Here is a 21739-nt window from a genome sequence, read left to right on the forward strand (position 1 = left end):
ATGCCTTGTGGGCGGACACGCAGGTCCGCCCCTACAGCGGGTTACACGATCCCTCCTCCCCAATTCGCAAAAAACACAATAGCTATATGACACGTCTGACTACATATACCATTCATATCATTAGCGGCTTGCTGCTCGCTCTGCTCACCGCAGGGTGCGTCGCCGACCGCAACGTGAGCGACTGCATCACTGAGGGCGATGAGGTCGAGCTCGAGTTCGCACTCAAAGTGCCAGCACTAGAGACCTCCCTCCGTCAGCTCACCCTACAGCAGGAGAGCGAAGTCAAAAGCGTACGAGTATTAGTCTTCAACACCAAAGACGCTTCAGACAATGACCTCGCCGAGGATCAGGAGACCTTTGCCTACGAGGCACAAGTCACCACGACCAACTTGACACCCGATGCTGAGGGCGTCACGCGTATCGTCTGTAAGCTCCTAGCTACGGAGAAGCCGATGCGCATCGTCTGTATCGCCAACCACAACGTTCCCGATGGCATTCTCACCGTGGGCACTGCCAAGAAGACCATTCTTGAGAACAATGATGGAATGAAGAAGCCCTTCACACAGCAAGGCTGGAAGACCGACGGCTCGCAACCCATCCCTATGTGGGGTGAGAGCGACAAGCAGCCCGTCAAACCCACCACCAAGTTCAACAGCTGCACCAAGCTCGCTTATGGTAATGCCACTCAGAACAGAAACAACGATGGGGTCATCCACCTCGTTCGTGCGCTAGCTCGTGTCGACGTCGGCGTCAACTTTGAAGCGGATCCCTCCAGCGAGAAGCCCGTTGCAGGTGGCACAGACTTCAAGATCATGTCGGTACGCGTCTACCGCTACGCCACCTCTATGTACGTAGCAGGTACGCAGGAGACCGCTTTCAACTTTGACAATGGGCGTCGCAACGCACTGCCCCATACACCCGCTGATGTCGCCACTGCTGCCGATGCTAATCCGCTCGTCTTCACCGCTGCCGCAAAAGATGCCAAGAGTTATGTACGTAACATCTACATCCCCGAGATTGAGAACAAGACCAAGACAAAGGCTCAGCGCATCTGCCTCGTCATCGGTGGAGACTATAATAAGAGTGGCAAGCAGACTTACTACCGTGTCGACTTCATACGTACTGAGGAAGACGCTTCTGGCAAGAAGACCACCGAGCAGCTAGACATCTTGCGTAACTACCGCTACCGCTTCAACATCACCAAGGTAGCTGGTCCTGGTACAAACAGCCCCGAGGAGGCGCTCATCACCGAGCCGGTCAACATCGCTTACGACTGTCTCGTATGGGACGATGCCGACATCGACAAGATCGTTTACGACGGACAGTACTACCTAGCGGTCTCCAAGGATAAGTTCGATTTTGGTAGGAGTGAGGGCAACGAACCCTTTACCGTGCGTACCAACTGGCCCGAGGGCTACAAGATCGTCGACAAGGACGGCAAGGAGTGGCCTAAGGCTGCCACAGATCTGCAGGGTACTGACAAGTGGGCATACATCTCTCCCACGGGCAGTCAGAAGTTAGTCAACGAAGACATGACCAGTACGGTCAACGTCCTCGCCAACCCGGGTGCCCCTCGCACCATCGCTCCCACAGAGCTCTTCGTCCAGGCCGGTCGCATCAAGTGGCCCCTCAAAATCAACCAATCCAATGAAATAGCCGTCTATATCAGGCTCTACGAGCAAGTGGGTGGGAAGCGTGTACCCACCAATCTGCTAGAGATTAAAAAGGGCGAAACCAAAATAGTTGAAGTTGAGTACACGCCCGGAGCTAACTTAGAACGCCGTGTAACCGATGCGGGTTCTCAATTCTTATGGGAGCGAACAGACGATGGCTCTGTTTCCGGAAAGGCCGTTTATAAAATTACGCCCGATGAAAGTCGCATTGACGAGGAGACGTTTAATCTTATTGCGGCGGCACGCTTCATAGCCGACTTGGACGGAAGGGCCGCCAATGCAGACCTAACCGTTATGCTGCAGGTATATAACGCCATTCCCTATAGATTTGGAGATTTGCATTTGAACATGATCAATTCTACTGAAAATGGCTACGTGTTGGACAACAGAGAGCAAAGCTTCTACATCAAAGCAAATGCTCCCTACCAGCTGATTATTACGTCTATACAAACGAGCCCGAATGATATACAGAGTTTCCAAGATAAAGTGGTAAAGGGTTGGAATGCACGTTCCAATAAACTAGTGCATGAAAGTGTGGGACACCTTTCTGGAGATCGCATTAGTTTTACTCCCTACGACTATACATTCGGGGAAACCGGTATTACTCCTGGAGATGTAACTATTGCGAAGATTACTTTCAACATTGTACCTACAGATCCACAAAAGACATTTGAAACAAAGCAATTTACAATTCTCCTCGCTTCTAGTATTATTCAGCCTACGGCTAACTGCTACATTATCAAGAGGGGAGCTAAACTACCCATTTTGATTCCGGTTTCGGAGCAGATTCTAAAAGCTGCTGAGTGGTATGAGCAGTTTGAAGATGTTATGGAGGCAACCGTAAAGCAACGTGCGAATGGTGCTTCAGGGGATGTCAATGGATTCGATAAAAACGTAATCAATAAATATTTAGCTGACGAAGCTTCAAGGTTGACGCGTTTGGAAGCCACTGATGATAATTGGGAAATTGACTGTCTTTGGTCTACTATCGACCATACCGGAGGGGGACCTGGATTAACATTCAAGAAGGTTCAGATTGAAGGCTTCGGAAAAAGAAACTATATGTCTGTGGCCGTAGATCCCAATTCAGATGACATAGGGAGTGCTGTGCTCGTGGTGAGACGTCCAGGCAATGACGGTGAAATCTTATGGAGTTGGCATATTTGGGTAGTGGATAACTATCCTTGGGAACCGTTACAAGGATCAAAGTCACCGCTGCCCTTTATGAATAGGAACTTGGGGGCACGTTATCAGAAAACGGACAAAAGTCCTATTTATGACCCCAACCAAGCCGGTATGTACTATCAGTTTGGTCGTAAAGATCCGTTCCATCCTTACAATAAGGCTTCGGGTGAGGGTGTTAAGTTGTACCAGAATACAAACCTGATTTTTGACAACCCAGCAATGCAAAAATCAACAATATCATACCAAAAGAGGATTAAGCGTTTGCCCCAACACAACATGCAGACTCTCTTTGAGATGAGTGACCTAAAACGTTTCTGGCGTATGAAGGACTTTGTGCGAGACCCTTCCGGTATGGGCTTCTTTGATAGTTCATTCTCTAATTCGATGGAGTGGGGTCCTTGGGAGTTCCGTAACGAAGCTGGTAATACGGCTTGGCAAGGAACAACTGCTGTGACCACCTATATGGAAGTATCGCGTCGGATATGCAAGAATAAAACTATTAAAACACCTTTCGACCCCTCTCCTTACGGATGGAAGGTGCCTGCAGTAGGGCTCGAATCCAATTATGCGGATTCACGAGGCTTCTATCCCGCGGCTTCTGGTTGCTTTCCACAAGGGGATAGCCGTAAGCTTGAATGGATAAAGGATACTGATAAATATTCTGCATACTCCGTATCCACCCGTATTAACGTGCGGGATATTAATCCCGGAATTCAATATGATTATAGTACAAGGATAATGAACTATAATATGTTGAGGGGTACGAGTACGAATCCGTCGGCGGCTATACCGGTGCGTTGCCGTGTGAATGAAAATGAGTTGGATTACAAGGCGTTTACAGAGGAAGGCTTCTTTCAACGTCGTCGCTAACCGCACCGTCCGTCACGGCACCGCCCGCTAACTGCGGGCACGCCGTGCCGACACAACGTCACCCCGCTCCGCTAACCGAGGCACGCTGTGACGACAAACGACCCGAGGGGGCGCCGCCTGCACATTCGCAGGCAGCGCCCCCTCGCTCGTTACGATGGAGCGGGGCTGTCAAATCGAAATTAGAGGTTAGATACTTGTGGAATTGAGGGCTAACCGCTAACTTCTAACCTCTAAATTCGTACCTTTGTGGCATATCTAAGATACTTATCCTCTTATGACATCAAAAGTTTCAGATCAGCAGTGTACTATCGCGCAGTCGGTAGCTCATCGTTTGCTCGCTATCCAGGCTGTCGAGCTGCGTCCAGACGCACCCTTTACGTGGGCTTCTGGGTGGCTTAGCCCTATTTACTGTGACAACCGCAAGACGCTCTCTTACCCCGAGCATCGCAGCTATATCAAGCAGGCCTTTGCACTTCAGGTGAGCGACCGTTACCCAGATGCTGAGGTGGTGGCTGGTGTTGCCACGGGTGCTATCTCGTGGGGAGCCTTGGTTGCAGACGAGCTGGGGCTGCCCTTCGTCTATGTACGCTCCTCGGCTAAGGATCATGGCAAGCAAAACCTCATCGAGGGCTATCTACCCGAGGGAGCTCGTGTCGTAGTCATCGAGGATCTGATCTCTACGGGCGGCAGCAGTATGAAGGCTGTCGAGGCACTGCAAGCAGCAGGCGCGCAGGTCGAGGGACTCATGGCGGTCTATACGCATGGCTTCGCTGAGGCCGAGGATCTCTTCGCCAAGGCAGGCGTAGAGATGCGCACCCTGACCGATTACAACGAAGTAATTCGCCAAGCGGTCTCTGCTGGTTACGTCTCTGAGCATGACCTAGAGATGCTTGCTCAGTGGCGCGAGAACCCGAGTCAGTGGGGACGCTAGCATTTACGACATCTTAGCTTACACATCCCATTCCTATGACGATACAAAGCCAACCCGTCGCCTCTACATATAGTTGCGAGGCGATCTATTGTAAGATCAGCGACTTGACCAATCTCGAGGAGGTACAACAGCTTCTCGAGGAGAAGCAAGTCACGGTCTCCTCACTCAGTAGCGATCGCTGCGAGGTGCAGGCGCAGGTGATGAAATTCCCGGCAAATCTCGCGCTTGTTGTCTCGGAGCGTATCCCCACCGAGGAGGTGCGCTATCAGATCGAGCACGATATGATGCCCGCCAATGTCTCCATACGACTGACTCCCCAAGAAGCTGGAGGTAGCACCTTAGTCATCTCACTAGATGCTAAGCTCAATCCCTTTGTTGCTGGCATGGTACAGCCCCACCTAGAGGAGGCGGTGCAGTACATTGCCAATATGCTGGGGCAGATGCGCTACGACGCATAGTCTAAAGCTAAGTCAGGACAAGGATGCAGCGTACCCGCATAATGCTTTTACCGCTCATGACGCTCCTACTACTGGGGTGTCAAGGTGAGGTGCAGTACGCCACGCCCCTGCGTCCTATACACTATCCGATATACTTCGCCAGTGCCGAGGGGAGGGCGCTCATACCCGTCGGGGGGTACCTGCGCATCACCAAGCCCTCCACAGCAACCTCAGCCATCGGCTTCGGAGGCATCCTGGTCATTCACGGCTTCGCCGGTAGTGGCATGGCCGATTACTACTACGCCTACGACCTCGCTTGCCCTAAGGAGCTGGACCCTACGAATTCACTGATGGTCAATGAGAAGCTTGAGGCGGTCTGTCCGAAGTGTCATAGTCGCTTTAGCATCGTCTATGGCGGGGGAACGCCTGTTCAAGGGCCTGCTCAAAGCCCCCTCCTGCCTTACCGTGTACTGCCCATCGATGGGGGTATACTGATCACTGCACCTGAGCTATGAGCAAGCTAGTCCGATACCTTCTCAGCCTCCTCGTCTTGTGGAGTCTCTTGGCGACAGTCGTTAGGGCGCAGTCGCGCTACGATTACGACATACCGCTGCCAGCCTTTGACAAAGATCCTAACGAACTCATCTATCGTGGCGAGACGCTCCACAGCTATCTGATCAACCCCTACACGGGAGCGCTCTATGCAGCACGTCCCGACACGCTCAGCACGCTCTTTCACGATCAGGTCAAAGCAGAGAGTCGCTCCATCGTGATGGCTTACCTAGGCAACTTGCGCTCTCCGTGGGTTGACATGGACTACTTCAACCGATGGCGTCCGCAGCATCGATTCCTCTACGATCAGACGCTCTCGGGCTTCGTATGGGACGAGTCTAATAGGCTTTTCTATCGCACGAAGACCCCTTTCTCCAAGCTCTTCTATCAGCGCAATGGAGATGCCCAGAGACGCGAAGAGCAGTTTGACGCAACGATCGCCTTCAACCTCAGCAAGCGGATAGCGATGGGAGCCGACTTCAACTACACCTACTCGCCAGGCTACTACATAGGCAATCGCACCAAGGGCTGTGACTATCGGCTCTTTGCGACGCTGACCCTAGACCGCTACGAGGCGTACCTCACGGGCGGGGGCAACTTCGCACGTATCACGGAGAATGGCGGTATCCTCGAGGATGCCTATGTCAATGATCCTACACGGGGCAACTCCGGCAGGCGCAATCTAGAGAGTCACGAGATACCCGTTCGTCAGGCAGAGCACGTCTGGAACGGTATCGACGATGCTCACTTCTTCCTCTCGCATCGCTACAACTTCGGCTCCTATCGGCCTCGCAGTGCTAGCGACTCGCTGACTATCTTTGGCGAGCGCCGCACCGAAGCCGATACGATGCGCTTTGTGCCGATAGCTAGTGTGGGGCATATCTTGAGCTTCAGACAAGGCGTTCACCAGTATGTGAACCGCAACCAAACCTCCTGGGACCAGTACCCCAACCACTACTCCTATATGCACAAAGGTCCCTCGGGGGCGCTTGACTCGCTCTACGTCTTGCCCGAGGATAGTACCCGACGGTGGCAGCTGGACAATAGCTTCGTCCTCTCGCTCCGTGAAGGTTTCAGATCGTGGGTCAAGTTTGGTCTAGAGGCTTATGTGCGACTGGAAAACAAATACTACTACAACCCCGACTCGCTCTATCAGGAGCGACCTGGGCACAGCACCATGGACGTGGTCGTGGGGGGACGCATAGCACGTACCTCGGGACACTTGCTCAACTTCGATGCACAGCTCGAGAGTACCCTCCTAGGCGAAAACATCGGCTCCATACTGGCGCAAGGCGGTATCAGCACTTCGTTCCGTCTCTGGAGCTTCCCCGTAGGATTGCGTGCCTGGGGCAACTTTGAGAATCGCCGCCCGGACTACTTCATACGGCACTTCCACGGCACCTTCCACCGCTGGGACAGAGACTTCGGCTATGAGCGTCGGCTAGCCTTCGGTGGGCGACTCACACTCGACAAACTAGGCACTTCGCTGAGTGTCGAGACCGCCACCCTGCAGAACCAGCTCTACTGGACTTCGCAAGGGATCGTCGAACAGTGTGCTGACCCGATACAGATCCTCTCGGCACGCCTGCAGCACGGCTACAAGTGGGGCTGGCTCGCCTGGAGACTACAAGCTCTCTACCAGCTCTCCACACGTCAGGAGGTGATACCCCTGCCTACGCTGAGTCTCTACGGGGCGCTCTACACAGACTTCTTTTACGCTCGTGTCTTACGCATCATGCTGGGCGTGGACTGTCGCTGGCATACACGATACTACGCGCCTTACTATGAGCCTGCTGTCATGCAGTTTGTCAATCAGACGGAAACGAAGTATGGCAACTTCCCCCACTTGAATGCTTTCGTCAGCTTTCAGCTCAAGCGGGCGCGCTTCTTTGTCGAGTACTACAACCTCGGCGATCTCTTTATCTCTCCCTCGGAGCGCTTCTCCGCAGCGCACTACCCAATCAATCCGCCCGCTGTCCGCCTCGGTGTCTCGCTCGATCTAAACAAGTAGTACGCTGGGGGCGTCTGTTGCTGAACAAGCAAGACGACTCCTGTAGGGACGCACGATCTGTGCGCCCGTTGTGTCAAAACGAGAGGAGTAACTCGTTGTAGGGGCGGACCTGCGTGTCCGCCCACAGGTCATACTGCGCTTCAACGAGAACGGGCGGACACATAGGTCCGCCCCTACATTTCGCTACTCGTGTCGCATTGATACAGCGAACTGCTTTGTATCGTGCTTTCCTCGTAGTACATACGAGGTCCAAAGTTGGTTCCTCCGTTGAAACTAAAAAAGTTCCTAGGGAGGAATTCTAAAATCTCAGCTAAGTTCTATTTTGAGGTGCTGAAAGGGGATCGCACTGATATGCGGTCGACAGAATCTCTTAGAGCCCGATACGATTTTCCCTTAGAAGGGGTAGATCTCCACGTGGAAATTCTCAAATATCCACGTGGCAAATTAAAAATGCCTACGTAGGGAAGACATGAAACTTCGGAGGAATCAAATGAAACTTCGGAGGAATCGTTTCGTCCCTACGTGGAGAATAAAAAATATCCACGTGGAGAATTGAGAATCCCCACGTGGATATTCTTTTTTATCGTCTCAGATGATTAGAATACGTCAGCCTACATTTCTTCCAGCACCTCAAAATAGAAATTAGCCAAAGTCAACGGAGGAACTTTTTGGTTCCAAGGGAGGAAACCCTCATCGGACAGTTGTGATTTCGTATCTTTGTCCCACAAGACGGAGACTGCAGGTGTGGTCTCGTCGCTACATTGACTGCATAACGAAATAGGTGTACCCTGAATGAATACACAACAACGACAGCAAGCGTGGTGGCTCTACGGCGGGCTAATGATCATCTTTGTGGCGCTCTTGTGGTGGGTCGCTGCTACTGACCAAGCTATGAGTGGCTCCTCGGAGGCTCTCGTCACGGCTCCTGTAGCTACGACTGAGTCCCTAAGCGAACTTCCCCAGGGGGCTGCGACCCTTTCGCCTGCGGGAGAGGCTTCACCGTGGCAATCGTTTGTCGCTTCGGTGCGCGCTCATGCCGCCTCAGACATAGGGCTGCTGCTGATCCAGTTGGTCGTCATCCTGCTCGTGGTGCGTGTCGTGGGGTGGCTCTTCGCACGGCTGCGACAGCCGACGGTCATTGGGGAGATCCTTGCTGGTATACTGCTCGGTCCGAGCTTGCTGGGAGCCGTATGGCCTGAAGCGATGGAGACGCTCTTCCCTGTACACAGCTTGGGCAATCTAGAGCTACTCAGTCAGTTCGGACTGATCCTCTTTATGTTTACCATAGGTATGGAGCTGCGTATGAAAGACCTCAAGGGGCAGGCGCAGCAAGCTTTCATCATCAGTCAGTCGGGGATCATCTTTCCCTTTATCCTGGGCATCATCCTCACTTATAGCCTTTACAGTCGCCCAGAGCTGCTGAGCGAGGGGAGCAGCTTCTTGTCGCTCGCCCTCTTTGTGGGCATCTCGCTCAGCATCACCGCCTTCCCTGTCTTGGCGCGTATCATCCAGGAGCGCTCGCTCTCGCATAGTCACCTAGGACGCTTGGCGCTCTCGACCGCAGCCATGGGAGACATCGTGGCGTGGCTTATGCTGGCGGCCATTATGGCGGTCAGCCAAGGGGGGAGCTTCACGAGTGCCCTCTACAATATGCTCTTCCTGGCGCTCTACTTGGCGGTCATCTTTGGTATTTTGCGACCACTCTTCGGACTCCTCGGGCGACGTGTGAGACATCGTGAGGTACTCTCCAAGTCGCTCATGGGGCTCATCTTCATCCTCCTCATGGCGAGCGCCTACTTCACCGAAATCATGAGTATGCACGCCCTCTTTGGAGCCTTCATGCTGGGGCTTATCATGCCAGAGAACCTAGACTTCCGAGTGATTGTCAAGGAGAAAGTCGAGGACCTTGCCCTCTTGCTCCTCCTGCCACTTTTCTTCGTTAGCTCAGGATTGCGCACGGAGCTGGGCTTGGTCAATACGCCTCAGCTGTGGGGCCTCTTTGGGATCTTCACACTCGTGGCGGTTGTCGGCAAAATGGGCGGCACCTACTTAGCAGCGCGAAGCTGCGGCATACAAAGTCGCGAAAGCCTTTATCTAGGTGCTTATATGAACACCCGAGGGCTGATGGAGCTGGTTGTACTGCGTATCGGACTCGACCTAGGAGTCCTCTCGACGGTCCTCTTTACGATCCTCGTGATGATGACACTCGTGACGACGATCATGACCGCTCCGACGCTGCAGCTGATCGACTGGCTCCTCAAGAAGAAGAAAACACCGCAGAGCTTGGAGCATGCGACAGGTCAAGTGCTCATCTCCTTCGGTCGTGCCGAGACGGGCGTCACGCTCCTTGAGTTCTTCCATAGGCTCTGTGGCGGCACCTCTCCACAGGTAGCTTGTACGCTGATGCACGTTACCACCGATACAGACATTAGCACGATCGATGCGGATCACTACTATGCCAGTAGCTTTGCCGCGCCGATGGAGATGGCCAAGCAGCTAGACCTCTCCGTGGAGCGTAAGTATGAGATCGCGGAGTCGGTCCCTGAGGCGGTTCTCTCGCACGCTAATCATATCCAGAGCAACCTGCTGCTCCTCGGGGCGAGTGTCAACCTCTCACAAGACAAGAAAGATCGCGACCTGGTCGCTTATAGCGATAAGCTCACCCGTCGGTGGAAAGTTGTGACTGGTCGCCGTCGTCAAGCGAAGAAAGAGCAGAGCTCGCACTCCTTTGAGGAGATTATCGCCACCTTTGCTCATGAAGCGCCTTGCTCGGTCGGTATCTATGTGGACAATGGTCAGACCCCGATAGCGCATCCGCTCGTGCTGATGCAGCGACCTGAGGATCGGGAGCTACTACTCGTTGCCGAGCAGGTGTCAGAGCGTGCCGATAGCCCGATCACGCTGATGCCGCTCTCGTCACATCTCGCCAAGCCTGAGACAGAGCTGACGGATCGTGTGTCGTGGAGCCGAGAGACCTTTGCTGAGCAGGTCGATCTGAGTGCTTACGACTTCGCGCTCATTGCTTACGATGCGTGGGCAGCCCTCACGCCAGCACAGCAAGAGCTACTCCAGCAGTTGCCCTCTTACCTCATTCTAGACATTGACGAGGCGACCATCGAGTTGCCGACGATACATCGTCCTACTACGGGAGCCGTCTCTTATCTTGGTAAAGTATCTTAACGATGAAACGTGAGAAAGGCACTCCTCGCCAAGTGAAGCCAAAGCAGATCACACCGCTCTGGGCACAGCAAGACCCGTGGCTCGCGCCCTACTATGAGACGATCGCTGCGTGGCAAAGCTATATCGCAGCGCGTCGGCAGCTGCTTGTCGGCTCGCAGAGCCTCTCGAGCTGGGCGTGTGGACACCTTTACTTTGGGCTGCATCGCACAGAGTCGGGGTGGACACTGCGTGAATATGCGCCAGCAGCTAAGGCAGTCTACCTACTTTGCGACGCTAACCAGTGGCGTCAAGATCCGATCTATCGATATGTTGCTAATGAGGAGCGGCCAGGTGAGTGGCTCCTCAAGCTACCCGCCACAGCGCTGCACCATCTGGACTACTACAAGCTCCTTATCTGCACCGACGATGAGGAGCTAGAGCGTATCCCCGCTTACGCACATTATGTGGTGCAGGATCCGCGTGACTACAGCTTCTGCGCTCGAGTCTGGGCACCCGAAGAGCCTTACCTGATGCAGGCGCCAGCACCTGAACGTCCCGACACCTTGCTCATCTATGAGTGCCACATAGGGATGAGTGGCGAGGAGATGGGCGTGGCGAGCTACGAGCAGTTTCGCACGGAGCGACTGCCCTACATCGTCTCGGCGGGCTACAACACGCTCCAGATCATGGCGGTGCAGGAGCACCCGTACTACGGTTCGTACGGCTATCACGTCTCCAACTTCTTTGCTCCGTCCAGTCGCTTCGGTACGCCCGACGACCTCAAGCGCCTGGTCGATGAGGCGCACGCTTTGGGCCTTTACGTCATTATGGACTTAGTTCACTCGCATGCCGTGCGCAACGAAGCTGAGGGCTTGGCTCGCTACGACGGCACGCGGACGCTCTTCTTTCACGAGGGGAGCCGAGGGGAGCACCCGCAGTGGGACTCGCTCTGCTTTGATTACGGCCCTGGCGAGGTGGTCCACTACCTCCTCTCCAATTGCCACTACTGGCTCACGGAGTATGGCTTCGATGGCTTCCGCTTCGACGGGGTCACCTCAATGCTTTACGAGGATCACGGCTTGGGGAGACCTTTCCTCACCTATGAGGACTACTATAATGGCCATGTAGACCGAGATGCGCTGACCTATCTGACGCTCGCCAACGAGCTGATCCACGCTGTCAAGCCCGCAGCGACTACCATCGCCGAGGAGGTGAGCGGACTGCCGGGACTGTGCGAGAGCCAAGCCTCCGATGGGTACGGCTTTGACTACCGACTGGCGATGAATGTGCCAGACTACTGGATCAAGCTGATCAAAGAGCAGCCCGACGAAGCGTGGAATCCGGAGAATATGTGGTACGAACTGCGCAATCACCGTCCTACGGAGCGAACGATCTCCTACGCTGAGAGCCATGATCAGGCACTCGTCGGAGACAAGACCATCATCTTCCGACTCATCGACAGCGATATGTACTGGCATATGCAGCAGAGCGACTACAACGATCGGGTGATGCGTGGCATAGCGCTCTGCAATATGATCCGTCTGATGACCTTCGCCACGATGTGTGGCGGTTATCTCACCTTTATGGGCAATGAGTTTGGTCACCCCGAGTGGATTGACTTCCCTCGTGAGGGCAATGGTTACTCTTACCAGTACGCTCGTCGTCAGTGGTCACTGCGGGACAATGACTTACTGCGCTACAAGCAGCTAGCGCACTTTGACAAAGGGATGCTCTCGCTCTGTAGCTTGACGCCCCGCTTTGCAGAGCTCTCGGACTACTGCTACCACAGTCACACGGAGCGACAGGTTATCGTCTTCATGCGGGGTGACGGCTACCTCTTTGCCTTCAACTTTAGCCCCACGGAGAGCTACGTCGACTATCCCATAGAGGGCGTGCCCGCGGGACAGTATATGCTACTCCTCGACAGCGATGCGGTCGCCTGCGGAGGCTTCGGACGTATCGATGCCAGTGTCACGCATCACACCCGCACCACCGCCGAGGGTGGCACCGAGCTACGACTCTATCTGCCCTCCCGCTCAGCGCAAGTCTACAGCCACAAGCCGTAACAGCCCTTTTGTAAAAACAGCAAAGGCGCATAGTTCACGAAGAGCTATGCGCCTTTGTTTTGCTTAGATATGAGCTTTACTTCTCGAACTCGATGTCGATGTCAAAGGACTCATGCCAGGGCAGTCCCTGACGAGCTACCTCCTCGAGGAAAGGATCTGGGTCAAACTGCTCGACGTTGAAGACGCCAGCGCCACCCCACAGTCCCTTGGCGAGCATCAGAGCGCCCGTCGTAGCGGGTACACCCGTCGTGTAGCTGACACCCTGCGTGCCGGTCTCCCGGTAAGCTGCTTGGTGAGAGCAGTTGTTCCATATATAGTAGGTACGCTCCTTGCCATCCTTGACACCACGGATACGGCAGCCGATAGAGGTCTCGCCCGTATAGTTCTCGCCCAGCTCCTTAGGATTGGGTAGGACAGCCTTGAGGAATTGGATCGGCACGATCTCCTGGCCGTTGTAGTTGATCGGCTCGATGCTAGCCATACCGATGTTTTGGATCACCTCGAGGTACTTGAGATACTCCTCTCCGAAGGTCATCCAGAAGCGCGCCCTACGTATCGTGGGGAAGTGCTTGACAAGCGACTCCAGCTCCTCATGGTAGAGTAGGTAAGACTCGCGTACGCCGATGCCGGGGTAGTGCAGCGGACGATGTATCTCCTGAGGCTCCGTCTCGATCCACTCGCCCTTGTGGTAGTACTTACCCTTTTGGGTGATCTCACGGATATTGATCTCTGGGTTGAAGTTGGTCGCAAACGCCTTGTGGTGGTCACCTCCGTTGCAGTCTACGATGTCGAGGTCGTGTATCTCGTCAAAGTGATGCTTGGCAGCGTAAGCGGTGAAGATACTGGTCACGCCAGGGTCAAAGCCACACCCTAGGACGGCGGTCAGTCCAGCTTCCTTAAAGCGGTCGTGGTATGCCCACTGCCAGCTGTACTGATACTTAGCCTCGTCGAGAGGCTCGTAGTTTGCCGTGTCGAGGTAGTTGACGCCTGCCTTGAGACACGCCTCCATGATGGTGAGATCTTGGTAGGGGAGTGCTACGTTGATGCAGATATCTGGGCGGAAGCTCTCGAAGAGCTTCACAAGCTGCTCTACGTCGTCCGCATCCACCTGTGCGGTCTGGATCTTGACGTTTTGTATCTGTGCTGCGATAGCGTCACACTTAGACTTAGTGCGGCTCGCCAGCATAATGTCAGTAAAGGTCTCAGCATTCTGAGCCACCTTGTGAGCTACTACGGTGCCTACGCCACCAGCTCCGATGATGATCACTCTTGTCATAGAGGTTGTATAGTTAAAAGCGTTAGAGATTCATGAGGTATAAGGTAGCTACGCTGGCAATCCTTTGCGGCTGCTCATGCGTCGTCGCTACTTTGTCTTGCTAAAGATACGAAAAAGAAGTTAGAGGTTAGAGATTAGAGGTTAGAAGTTAGAGGTTAGAAGTTAGAGATCGGAACTATCGGAGCCATCTGAGTGATCGGATCTCTAACCTCTAACTTCTAATCTCTAACTTCTAACCTCTCAACTCCAGCTTCCCCTTTGTCGTGGGGAGAGTTTTTATTATCTTTGTGGTATAATCAGCAGATAGGAATCATATATGAAGTTTACCGTCAATAGCAACGAGCTCTCCACGCTCTTGCAAAATGTGGGGCGCCTAGTCCCTGCGAGCAATGTCTCTATGCCAGCGCTGGCCAACTACCTTTTTGAGGTGACTCCTGAGCGGATCTCCGTGACGGGAGGAGATACGATGATGCGCTCGACTGGTGTGATAGCTCCACTAGAGTGTGATGGTGAGATGCGCTTCCTGATAGCTCCCACGCCGCTACTGGACTATATCAAGTCGCTGCCTGTGCAGCCACTGACGATGGAGATGCAGACGACGGAGGAGGGTGCACGGTTTATCCACCTGATCCACTCGACAGGGTACCTAGACATACCCATCGGCGATGCGGATCTCTACGTCTCTAGAGAGTCTCCAGAGGATACCGAGGGGGCTGCTATGATGAGTATGAATAGCTCTAGTCTCTTGGCTGGTATCTCGGCTGTCCTGCCGGCTGCCTATCCCGACACGTCGCGTGAGCAGCTACATGGCGTGCACTTCGTCATGCTCACGGATCGTCTAGAGCTCTGCGCAACGGACAATGTGCAGCTCGTACGCTACATAGACTACGATGCGCGGATCGTCGAGAAGGAGGACGAGGTAGCACAAGCTTCGCTGAGGGATCCTAGCTTCACGCTCCCGATCAAGGTCTCTAGCTTCCTACAGTCTATCCTCCCGAACTTTGCCAATGAGGAGGCACTCGTTGTCTTCAACAATAAGCAGGTAGAGGTGCGCTTCGGCACTTATAATGTGGTCTCGCAGGTGAGTGTGCTGGACTTCCCCAACTACAACGGGTTACTCCCCGACGCGATGACCTATATGATCGAGATCGACGGTCAAGTCTTGCAGCGAGCCACGACTCGTGTCAACTATCTGAGCAATATTGTGGGGCTAGGTGCCGACTCAAGCTTGCTCTGTATCACCTTCGAGGAGCATGCGATGGTGATGAAGGGAGGCTTCTACGCACAGGGCGCTAATACGCCTGGAGTCGATGTCGAGGAGCGTATCCCCGTGGACTATCCCGAGCAAATGGAGGGGATGCAGATCACCTTCAAGACGAACACCTTCATCAAGTTCCTCAAGGCGTTCAATGCGGAGAGCTTGCAGCTACACATTACCAATGCTACGCAGCCGATCATGATCACACCGACCAAGGTGGCTGACCAAACAGACCTGAGAGGTATCACAGCTCCCGTACGTATCTAAGAACACCGAATCGATAAGTTATGACGCTACAATTGGATCGTCCGCTAGTGGTCTTTGACATAGAGGCTACGGGACTGGATATTACGAATGACCGTATCATCGAGCTAACGATACTCAAGCTGATGCCTGATGGGGAGCGGATCGTACGGACACGACGCTTCAACCCAGAGATGCCTATCCCAGCCGAGAGCACAGCGATACATGGTATCACGGATGAAGATGTGCGTGACTGTCCTCCCTTTAGAGCTTGTGCTAAGAGCTTAGCGGAGCTGATCGATGGGTGCGACCTGGCGGGCTACAACTCGCAGCGCTTTGACCTGCCGATGCTGGGGGAGGAGTTCCTCCGTGCTGGTGTGGAGGTGGATTTGCTCTCTAGGCAGCACATAGACGTGCAGACGATCTTTCACAAGATGGAGCCACGGACGCTTGAGGGGGCTGTGCGCTTCTACTGTCATCGTGAGCATATCGGAGCGCATGGTGCCGAGGCGGACACGATCGCTACGCTCGATGTGCTACTGGCTCAGCTGGATAAGTATGGCGATGCACTGCCACATAGTGTCAAGGAGCTGTCTGATCTGACCACTTATCATCGCAATGTAGACCTCGCTGGGCGCATTGTGCTAGACGATAACGATGTGCCAGTCTTTAACTTTGGCAAGCACAAGGGGCGCTCTGTCGAGACAGTCTTGCGAGAAGAGCCTGGCTACCTCAGTTGGCTACTGCAAGCGGACTTCTCACGAGACACGAAGCGTCAGTTCCTCCTGATCAAGGAGCAGATGAAGCCTTAGAGCCGTCACGCCACACGATAGATAGCCATGCGCTTACAGAACAAGCATATAGTCGTAGGGATCACCGGCGGGATAGCTGCCTACAAGAGTGCCTCGCTCGTACGCCTGCTGATCAAGGAGGGTGCCGAAGTGCAGGTGGTTATGACGCCCGCGGCAAAGGAGTTCATCACGCCACTGACGCTTGCCACGCTCTCGCAGCATGCGGTGGTCTCAGACTTCTTCGATCGTCGTGACGGTTCGTGGCATAGTCACGTGACGCTGGGCACTTGGCCCGATCTGATGATCATAGCTCCCGCCACGGCTAGCACGATTGGCAAGATGGCGCACGGCATTGCCGACAATATCCTCGTGACCACTTACCTAGCGATGCGCGCTCCTGTGCTGATCGCTCCAGCGATGGATCTGGACATGTGGTCTCACCCGACGACCGCTCGCAATCTGGAGATATTGGCACAAGATGGTGTGGCACAAGCGTTGCCCGCTGAGGGATTCCTCGCTAGTGGACTGACAGGGCGGGGACGTATGCAGGAGCCGGAGGAGATCTTAGAGCAGGCGGTCGCAATGCTCACCGCTACAACGGAGAAGCTGCCCTTAGCAGGGGAGTGCGTCACCATCACAGCTGGGCCTACCTACGAACCGATCGACGATGTGCGTTTCATAGGCAACCACTCGTCGGGACTGATGGGCATCTCACTGGCGGAAGCTTTGGCATGTCAAGGCGCCGAGGTGCATTTGGTCTTAGGGCCAACGCATCTTCGTCCCACCAATCCGCACATTGTCGTACATCCCGTGATGACAGCCGAAGAGATGCTGGCGGCTGCTCAGGAGACCTTCGGGCGTAGCTCGATAGCGATCTTCGCAGCAGCGGTGGCTGACTACCGACCCGAGGAGCGTGTGTCAGGGAAGATCAAGAAGGAGCGTCGTGGCGGGGAGCGGATGCAGCTCACGCTGACGCAAAATCCCGACATAGCCGCGACTCTTGGGGCGCAGCGCCGTGCAGGACAGTACTTAGTAGGCTTTGCCCTGGAGACCTCTGTGGACACCTCCGCAGCCGAGGGCAAGCTACACAACAAGCATCTCGATGCGATCGTGCTTAACTCGACAAGCGATGCGGGCGCGGGCTTTGGAGTTCCGACCAATAAGGTGCTAATCCTAGACAAAGCGGGTGCTCGGTGCGACCTACCGCTAGAGAGCAAGGCGGTCGTGGCGGAGCAGATCGTAGACTTCGTGCTCAAGCATCGTACACAGCTCGTTTAGTCTTATGAAGCTTGATCAGATGAAGCGCTTTTTCCTAGCCTTAGTGAGACTGTTGCAAAGGTCAACAGGCTCACAATCTTGCTTGCAAGATTGTCCTGACTTTGCAGAAAGGATGAAGCGCAAGGCGCTGAGGGTGAGGTCTGAAGGGAGCATACATCCGTATGTGACCGAAGCCGAATCCCGAAAGCAACGCCGCGATTCGCTTTTATGCAACAGTCTCTTAGTGGCACTACTCCTCTGGCTTCCTGCGCAGCAGAGCCAAGCGCAGGAACTGAATGCGCGTGTCACGGTCAACGTGGATCGTCTCGGCTCGTCCGCCGATCAGGCGATCGTGTCCGACTTGACCCAGCAATTGACCGAGATGATCAATCAGACGCGATGGACGAACGCCACTTTCTCGCCAATGGAGCGGATCGAGTGCGCCTGGGGTCTGAACCTCGTGAGCGTCTCTGACGACGGTCTCTACACGGCAGAGCTAAGTATATCCGCACAGCGCCCCGTCTACGGAGCCTCCTATACGACCCCGCTGCTGGTACATCTAGATCGTGAGCTAAACTTCCAGTACGCTCCCTACCAGCCACTCGTCTATGCGCCCACACAGATTGACAACAACTTGGTGGCGACGGTCGCTTTCTACGCTTATCTCATCTTAGCTCTAGACTTTGACTCCTTTGCGCCTCTCGGGGGCGACTACGCTGCGCGACAGATGCAGCAACTGGTGGCGACAGCTCAGCAGATGATGGACTGGTCGGGCTGGAAAGCTTACGCCAGCGACAACAACCGATACGCTATCAGCCAAGCTTATAATGATCCGGCGCACCAGCCGTGGCGCAACTACTGGTATCAGTACCATCGCCAGGGACTAGACCTCCTCACGAGCAACTTACGTCGTGGCTATACCAACATATTAGAGCAGCTCTCCCTCCTTGAGGAGACCTGGCAGGCCAATAGTTTGTCGCCGCTCCTCCAGATCTTCGCACAGACCAAGCTAGACGAGCTACCCCTTCTAGTCGAGGGCGCTCCACAGGAGAGCCGTATGGCAGCTTACAAGACGCTCTCGAAGATCTATCCAACGGAAGATAGCAAGCTCTCAGCCCTGAAGAAGTAACTAGACCTCATGCTGCACAGCTTATACATACGGGACTACATCCTCATCGAGGAGCTCAGCTGCACCTTCCCCACGGGACTCATAGCGGTCACGGGCGAGACGGGAGCGGGCAAGAGTATCTTTGTCTCAGCCCTACAACTGCTAGCCGGAGGGCGTGCCGACATATCGACCATTCGTCAGGGCTGCCAGAAGGCGGTCATCGAGGGTGAGTTCACTCAGCTCAACCCTCAGGTCATCGAATGGATGCAAGCGCAGGAATTAGAAGTCGAGGAGAGCTGTCTCGTACGTCGTGAGATACGACAGACGGGACGTAGTCGCATCTTCGTCAATGATACGCCCGTGACCCTCGCTCAGCTGGAGGAGCTGGGCGCACTATTGCTAGACGTTCACTCGCAGCATCGCAACCTGTTGCTCCGTGAGGGCGCTTACCAGATCGCACTGATCGACTCGCAGCTGGGAGCCGAGGCGCAGCTTGTCGAGGCGTACCACAGCGCTTATCAGCAGTACCACGACAACGCCATACGACTCAAGAAGCTACGCACAGAGGCGCAGCAAGCCGAGGCGGAGTATGAGCTTAACAGCCGAGCCTACGAGGAGATCGCTGCGCTCAAGCTCGAGCAGTACTCGCTCACCGACCTTACCGAGGAGGCGGAGCGACTCACCCACACGCAGGAGATACAGGAAGGACTGCAAAGTATCCTAGCGCTACTCAATAGACCGCACAGCATCGTCGATCAGCTTACGACAGCGCAGGAGCAGATGGAGCAGACCTCCGCTTACCTCCCCGAGCTCAGCAACTACACCGAGCGCATGCGGAGCCTCGTCATCGAGCTAGACGACATCGAGAGCGACTTGAGCCGTCTGCAGGGCGAGGTCGCCTACAATCCTGCGCGCCTAGAGGAGATCAACACGATCCTAGGAGGGGTCAATGCTTTGCTCAAAAAGCATAACCTCCTATCCCCCGAAGAGCTCATCGAGTACAGCCAAGAGCTTGGAGCCAAGCTCGCTCACACCGCCCAGTACGAGCAAGAGCTAGCCGCACTACGCACCGAAGTACTCCAGCAGCGCACTGCAGTCCTCACCTTAGGCAAGCAGCTCCACGAGGCACGCGCCAAGGTCGCTGCCCAGATCGCACGGAGCGTCACCAAGACGCTCTGCCAACTGGAGATGCCGCACGCACGCTTTGATATAGCGCTGCAGCTCCTCGACAAGCCTACCGAGCGAGGCATGGACCAGGTCGACTTCCTTCTCTCAGCGAACAGCGATCAGCCACTCCGCCCCGTCACAGACATCGCTTCGGGCGGTGAGATAGCCCGACTGATGCTAGCACTCAAGGCTCTGCGCAGCCAAGCCGCCACGAGCCTCGCCGAGCTGGCTACATCGCCAGCCATCGTCTTTGACGAGATCGACACCGGCACCTCAGGCATCGCTGCCTCTCGCATAGGCGATATGCTCCACACGATGGGCGAGCGCCAGCAGATCTTCGTCATCACCCACCTACCGCAGATCGCTTCAGCTGCTACCCAGCACATACTCATTTATAAAGAGGAGACCAACGGCGAGACTTACTCGCACCTTCGCCTCCTCACGCCCGAAGAGCGCATCAACGAGATAGCACGCCTCCAGAGTGGCGACCAGATCACCCCCGAGGCCATCGCTGCCGCATACACATTACTTACAGCACATGATTAAGCAAAAACTCATCTACGGCATCCACGCTCTCAATGAGAGCCTCGCCTCTCATAGCGACATAGACAAGATCTATATGAAGAAAGGAGCCGTCACTGGCGAACTCCTAGAGATCAAGCGCACCGCACGCACTCAGGGCGTACCCGTCATGGAGGTCCCCGCCGAGCGTCTCAACCGCTTCACACGAGGTGCTCACCAAGGGGTCGTAGCACTCATATCGCCGATCACTTACACCCGTCTAGAGTCGCTCATACCGATGCTTTATGACGAGGGGCAGATGCCCTTTATCGTATTGCTCGACGGAGTCACCGACGTGCGCAACTTTGGTGCTATCGCTCGTACTTGCGAATGCGCAGGCGTCCATGCTATCGTCATCCCCGAGCGAGATAGCGTCTCCGTCACGGCCGATGCGGTCAACGCCTCCGCGGGAGCGCTCATGCGCATCCCCGTCTGTCGTGAGCGTGACCTCGTGACCGCCTGTCGCTTCCTACGGGATAGCGGTCTGCAGCTCGTCGGTGCCGATGTAGACGCCACGACAAACTACACCTCTCTCCCGATGACGCCACCCCTCGGTATCGTCATGGGTTCGGAGCAAAAAGGTATCTCCACGGGCGTCCTCAAGCAACTCACCGACCGCGTCTCCATACCTCAGCTGGGACAGATCTCCTCGCTCAACGTATCGGTCGCTACCGGCATCATGCTCTACGAGGTCGTTCGTCAGCACAACGCAAACCTATAAAAGTTCACAACACAATCAGAAGTATACTATGAAAAAAGTAATCTCCACTCCCAACGCTCCTGCAGCTATCGGACCTTACAGCCAGGCAATAGCCTTCGGCGACATGCTTATCACCTCTGGTCAGCTAGGCCTGGACCCCAAGTCTGGTGCTTTCGTATCAGAAGATGTCTCTGCGCAGACGGAGCAAGTCTTTCGCAATCTGAAGGCTATCCTCGACGAGGCTGGTTTTACCTTTGACCAGGTCGTCAAGACCACCTGCTTCCTCGCTGATATGGGCGACTTTGCAGCGATGAATGCAGTCTACGAGAAGCACTTCTCAGGTGCCTTCCCAGCACGCTCAGCCGTAGCTGTCAAGACCCTCCCCAAGGGCGGACTCGTCGAGATCGAAGTGATCGCACACAAGTAGTGACTGTGTACAGTCTTAAGTAGCCCCCCTACATAATAGCAGAGCAGCACCTTGACCGCAATCAAGG

15 protein-coding genes are annotated in these 21739 nt (G+C 54.8%); 14 read left to right on the forward strand and 1 reads right to left on the reverse strand.

Annotated features, from left to right (window positions below; genetic code table 11):
- Window positions 1-86 precede the first annotated feature (86 nt).
- The 7 genes from PORAS_RS02580 (at window position 87) to PORAS_RS02610 (ending at window position 12884) form a co-directional block, all read left to right on the forward strand.
- Window positions 87-3728 carry a fimbrial protein gene (locus tag PORAS_RS02580; protein ID WP_044211216.1) on the forward strand — a complete coding sequence of 1214 codons (3642 nt, stop codon included), beginning with the start codon at window positions 87-89 and terminating at the stop codon, window positions 3726-3728.
- Window positions 3729-4002: 274 nt separating this feature from the next.
- Window positions 4003-4659 (forward strand): orotate phosphoribosyltransferase, encoded by a 657-nt coding sequence (gene pyrE / locus PORAS_RS02585; protein WP_013760079.1) that lies wholly within the window; start codon window positions 4003-4005, stop codon window positions 4657-4659.
- A 35-nt stretch (window positions 4660-4694) separates the two neighbouring features.
- Window positions 4695-5117 (forward strand): hypothetical protein, encoded by a 423-nt coding sequence (locus tag PORAS_RS02590; RefSeq protein ID WP_013760080.1) that lies wholly within the window; start codon window positions 4695-4697, stop codon window positions 5115-5117.
- A gap of 56 nt (window positions 5118-5173) precedes the next feature.
- Entirely contained in the window at window positions 5174-5611 is a 438-nt protein-coding gene (locus PORAS_RS02595) for a Rieske (2Fe-2S) protein (protein WP_155811460.1), read from the forward strand.
- Entirely contained in the window at window positions 5608-7659 is a 2052-nt protein-coding gene (locus PORAS_RS02600; protein WP_013760082.1) for a putative porin, read from the forward strand. The genes PORAS_RS02595 and PORAS_RS02600 overlap by 4 nt, the downstream gene beginning before the upstream one ends.
- A 792-nt stretch (window positions 7660-8451) precedes the next feature.
- Window positions 8452-10839 (forward strand): cation:proton antiporter, encoded by a 2388-nt coding sequence (locus PORAS_RS02605; protein ID WP_013760083.1) that lies wholly within the window; start codon window positions 8452-8454, stop codon window positions 10837-10839.
- Window positions 10840-10841: 2 nt separating this feature from the next.
- Window positions 10842-12884 (forward strand): alpha amylase C-terminal domain-containing protein, encoded by a 2043-nt coding sequence (locus tag PORAS_RS02610; protein WP_013760084.1) that lies wholly within the window; start codon window positions 10842-10844, stop codon window positions 12882-12884.
- 76 nt (window positions 12885-12960) lie between these two features.
- Here PORAS_RS02610 and PORAS_RS02615 read toward each other — a convergent pair whose 3' ends face one another.
- On the reverse strand, window positions 12961-14160 hold the full coding sequence (locus tag PORAS_RS02615) for a saccharopine dehydrogenase family protein (RefSeq protein WP_004331682.1): 1200 nt from the start codon (window positions 14158-14160) through the stop codon (window positions 12961-12963).
- A gap of 316 nt (window positions 14161-14476) precedes the next feature.
- Here PORAS_RS02615 and PORAS_RS02620 point away from each other — a divergent pair, with 316 nt between their 5' ends.
- From PORAS_RS02620 to PORAS_RS02650, 7 genes are all read left to right on the forward strand, one after another.
- Entirely contained in the window at window positions 14477-15685 is a 1209-nt protein-coding gene (locus tag PORAS_RS02620) for a DNA polymerase III subunit beta (RefSeq protein WP_004331684.1), read from the forward strand.
- 20 nt (window positions 15686-15705) lie between these two features.
- Window positions 15706-16473 (forward strand): 3'-5' exonuclease, encoded by a 768-nt coding sequence (locus PORAS_RS02625; RefSeq protein ID WP_013760085.1) that lies wholly within the window; start codon window positions 15706-15708, stop codon window positions 16471-16473.
- A 27-nt stretch (window positions 16474-16500) separates the two neighbouring features.
- Window positions 16501-17730, forward strand: coding sequence for a bifunctional phosphopantothenoylcysteine decarboxylase/phosphopantothenate--cysteine ligase CoaBC (gene coaBC / locus PORAS_RS02630; RefSeq protein WP_013760086.1), 1230 nt, complete (start codon window positions 16501-16503; stop codon window positions 17728-17730).
- Between the two features lie 223 nt (window positions 17731-17953).
- A complete protein-coding gene (gene porD, locus PORAS_RS02635) occupies window positions 17954-18838 on the forward strand; it encodes a type IX secretion system protein PorD (RefSeq protein ID WP_044211221.1) in 885 nt (294 codons plus the stop codon).
- A 9-nt stretch (window positions 18839-18847) separates the two neighbouring features.
- Window positions 18848-20530 (forward strand): DNA repair protein RecN, encoded by a 1683-nt coding sequence (locus PORAS_RS02640; protein ID WP_013760088.1) that lies wholly within the window; start codon window positions 18848-18850, stop codon window positions 20528-20530.
- On the forward strand, window positions 20523-21266 hold the full coding sequence (gene rlmB / locus PORAS_RS02645) for a 23S rRNA (guanosine(2251)-2'-O)-methyltransferase RlmB (RefSeq protein ID WP_013760089.1): 744 nt from the start codon (window positions 20523-20525) through the stop codon (window positions 21264-21266). The genes PORAS_RS02640 and rlmB overlap by 8 nt, the downstream gene beginning before the upstream one ends.
- Window positions 21267-21294: 28 nt before the next feature.
- Window positions 21295-21672 carry a RidA family protein gene (locus PORAS_RS02650; RefSeq protein ID WP_004331687.1) on the forward strand — a complete coding sequence of 126 codons (378 nt, stop codon included), beginning with the start codon at window positions 21295-21297 and terminating at the stop codon, window positions 21670-21672.
- Window positions 21673-21739: the final 67 nt, after the last annotated feature.

Source organism: Porphyromonas asaccharolytica DSM 20707, assembly GCF_000212375.1.
Classification (GTDB): domain Bacteria; phylum Bacteroidota; class Bacteroidia; order Bacteroidales; family Porphyromonadaceae; genus Porphyromonas; species Porphyromonas asaccharolytica.

Excerpts from the sequence above, each read along its gene's own strand:
- PORAS_RS02580 (WP_044211216.1), top strand. The coding sequence starts at position 87 with ATGACACGTCTGACTACATATACCATTCATATCATTAGCGGCTTGCTG.
- pyrE (WP_013760079.1), top strand. The coding sequence starts at position 4,003 with ATGACATCAAAAGTTTCAGATCAGCAGTGTACTATCGCGCAGTCGGTA.
- PORAS_RS02590 (WP_013760080.1), top strand. The coding sequence starts at position 4,695 with ATGACGATACAAAGCCAACCCGTCGCCTCTACATATAGTTGCGAGGCG.
- PORAS_RS02595 (WP_155811460.1), top strand. The coding sequence starts at position 5,174 with ATGACGCTCCTACTACTGGGGTGTCAAGGTGAGGTGCAGTACGCCACG.
- PORAS_RS02600 (WP_013760082.1), top strand. The coding sequence starts at position 5,608 with ATGAGCAAGCTAGTCCGATACCTTCTCAGCCTCCTCGTCTTGTGGAGT.
- PORAS_RS02605 (WP_013760083.1), top strand. The coding sequence starts at position 8,452 with ATGAATACACAACAACGACAGCAAGCGTGGTGGCTCTACGGCGGGCTA.
- PORAS_RS02610 (WP_013760084.1), top strand. The coding sequence starts at position 10,842 with ATGAAACGTGAGAAAGGCACTCCTCGCCAAGTGAAGCCAAAGCAGATC.
- PORAS_RS02615 (WP_004331682.1), bottom strand. The coding sequence starts at position 14,160 with ATGACAAGAGTGATCATCATCGGAGCTGGTGGCGTAGGCACCGTAGTA.
- PORAS_RS02620 (WP_004331684.1), top strand. The coding sequence starts at position 14,477 with ATGAAGTTTACCGTCAATAGCAACGAGCTCTCCACGCTCTTGCAAAAT.
- PORAS_RS02625 (WP_013760085.1), top strand. The coding sequence starts at position 15,706 with ATGACGCTACAATTGGATCGTCCGCTAGTGGTCTTTGACATAGAGGCT.
- coaBC (WP_013760086.1), top strand. The coding sequence starts at position 16,501 with ATGCGCTTACAGAACAAGCATATAGTCGTAGGGATCACCGGCGGGATA.
- PORAS_RS02640 (WP_013760088.1), top strand. The coding sequence starts at position 18,848 with ATGCTGCACAGCTTATACATACGGGACTACATCCTCATCGAGGAGCTC.
- rlmB (WP_013760089.1), top strand. The coding sequence starts at position 20,523 with ATGATTAAGCAAAAACTCATCTACGGCATCCACGCTCTCAATGAGAGC.
- PORAS_RS02650 (WP_004331687.1), top strand. The coding sequence starts at position 21,295 with ATGAAAAAAGTAATCTCCACTCCCAACGCTCCTGCAGCTATCGGACCT.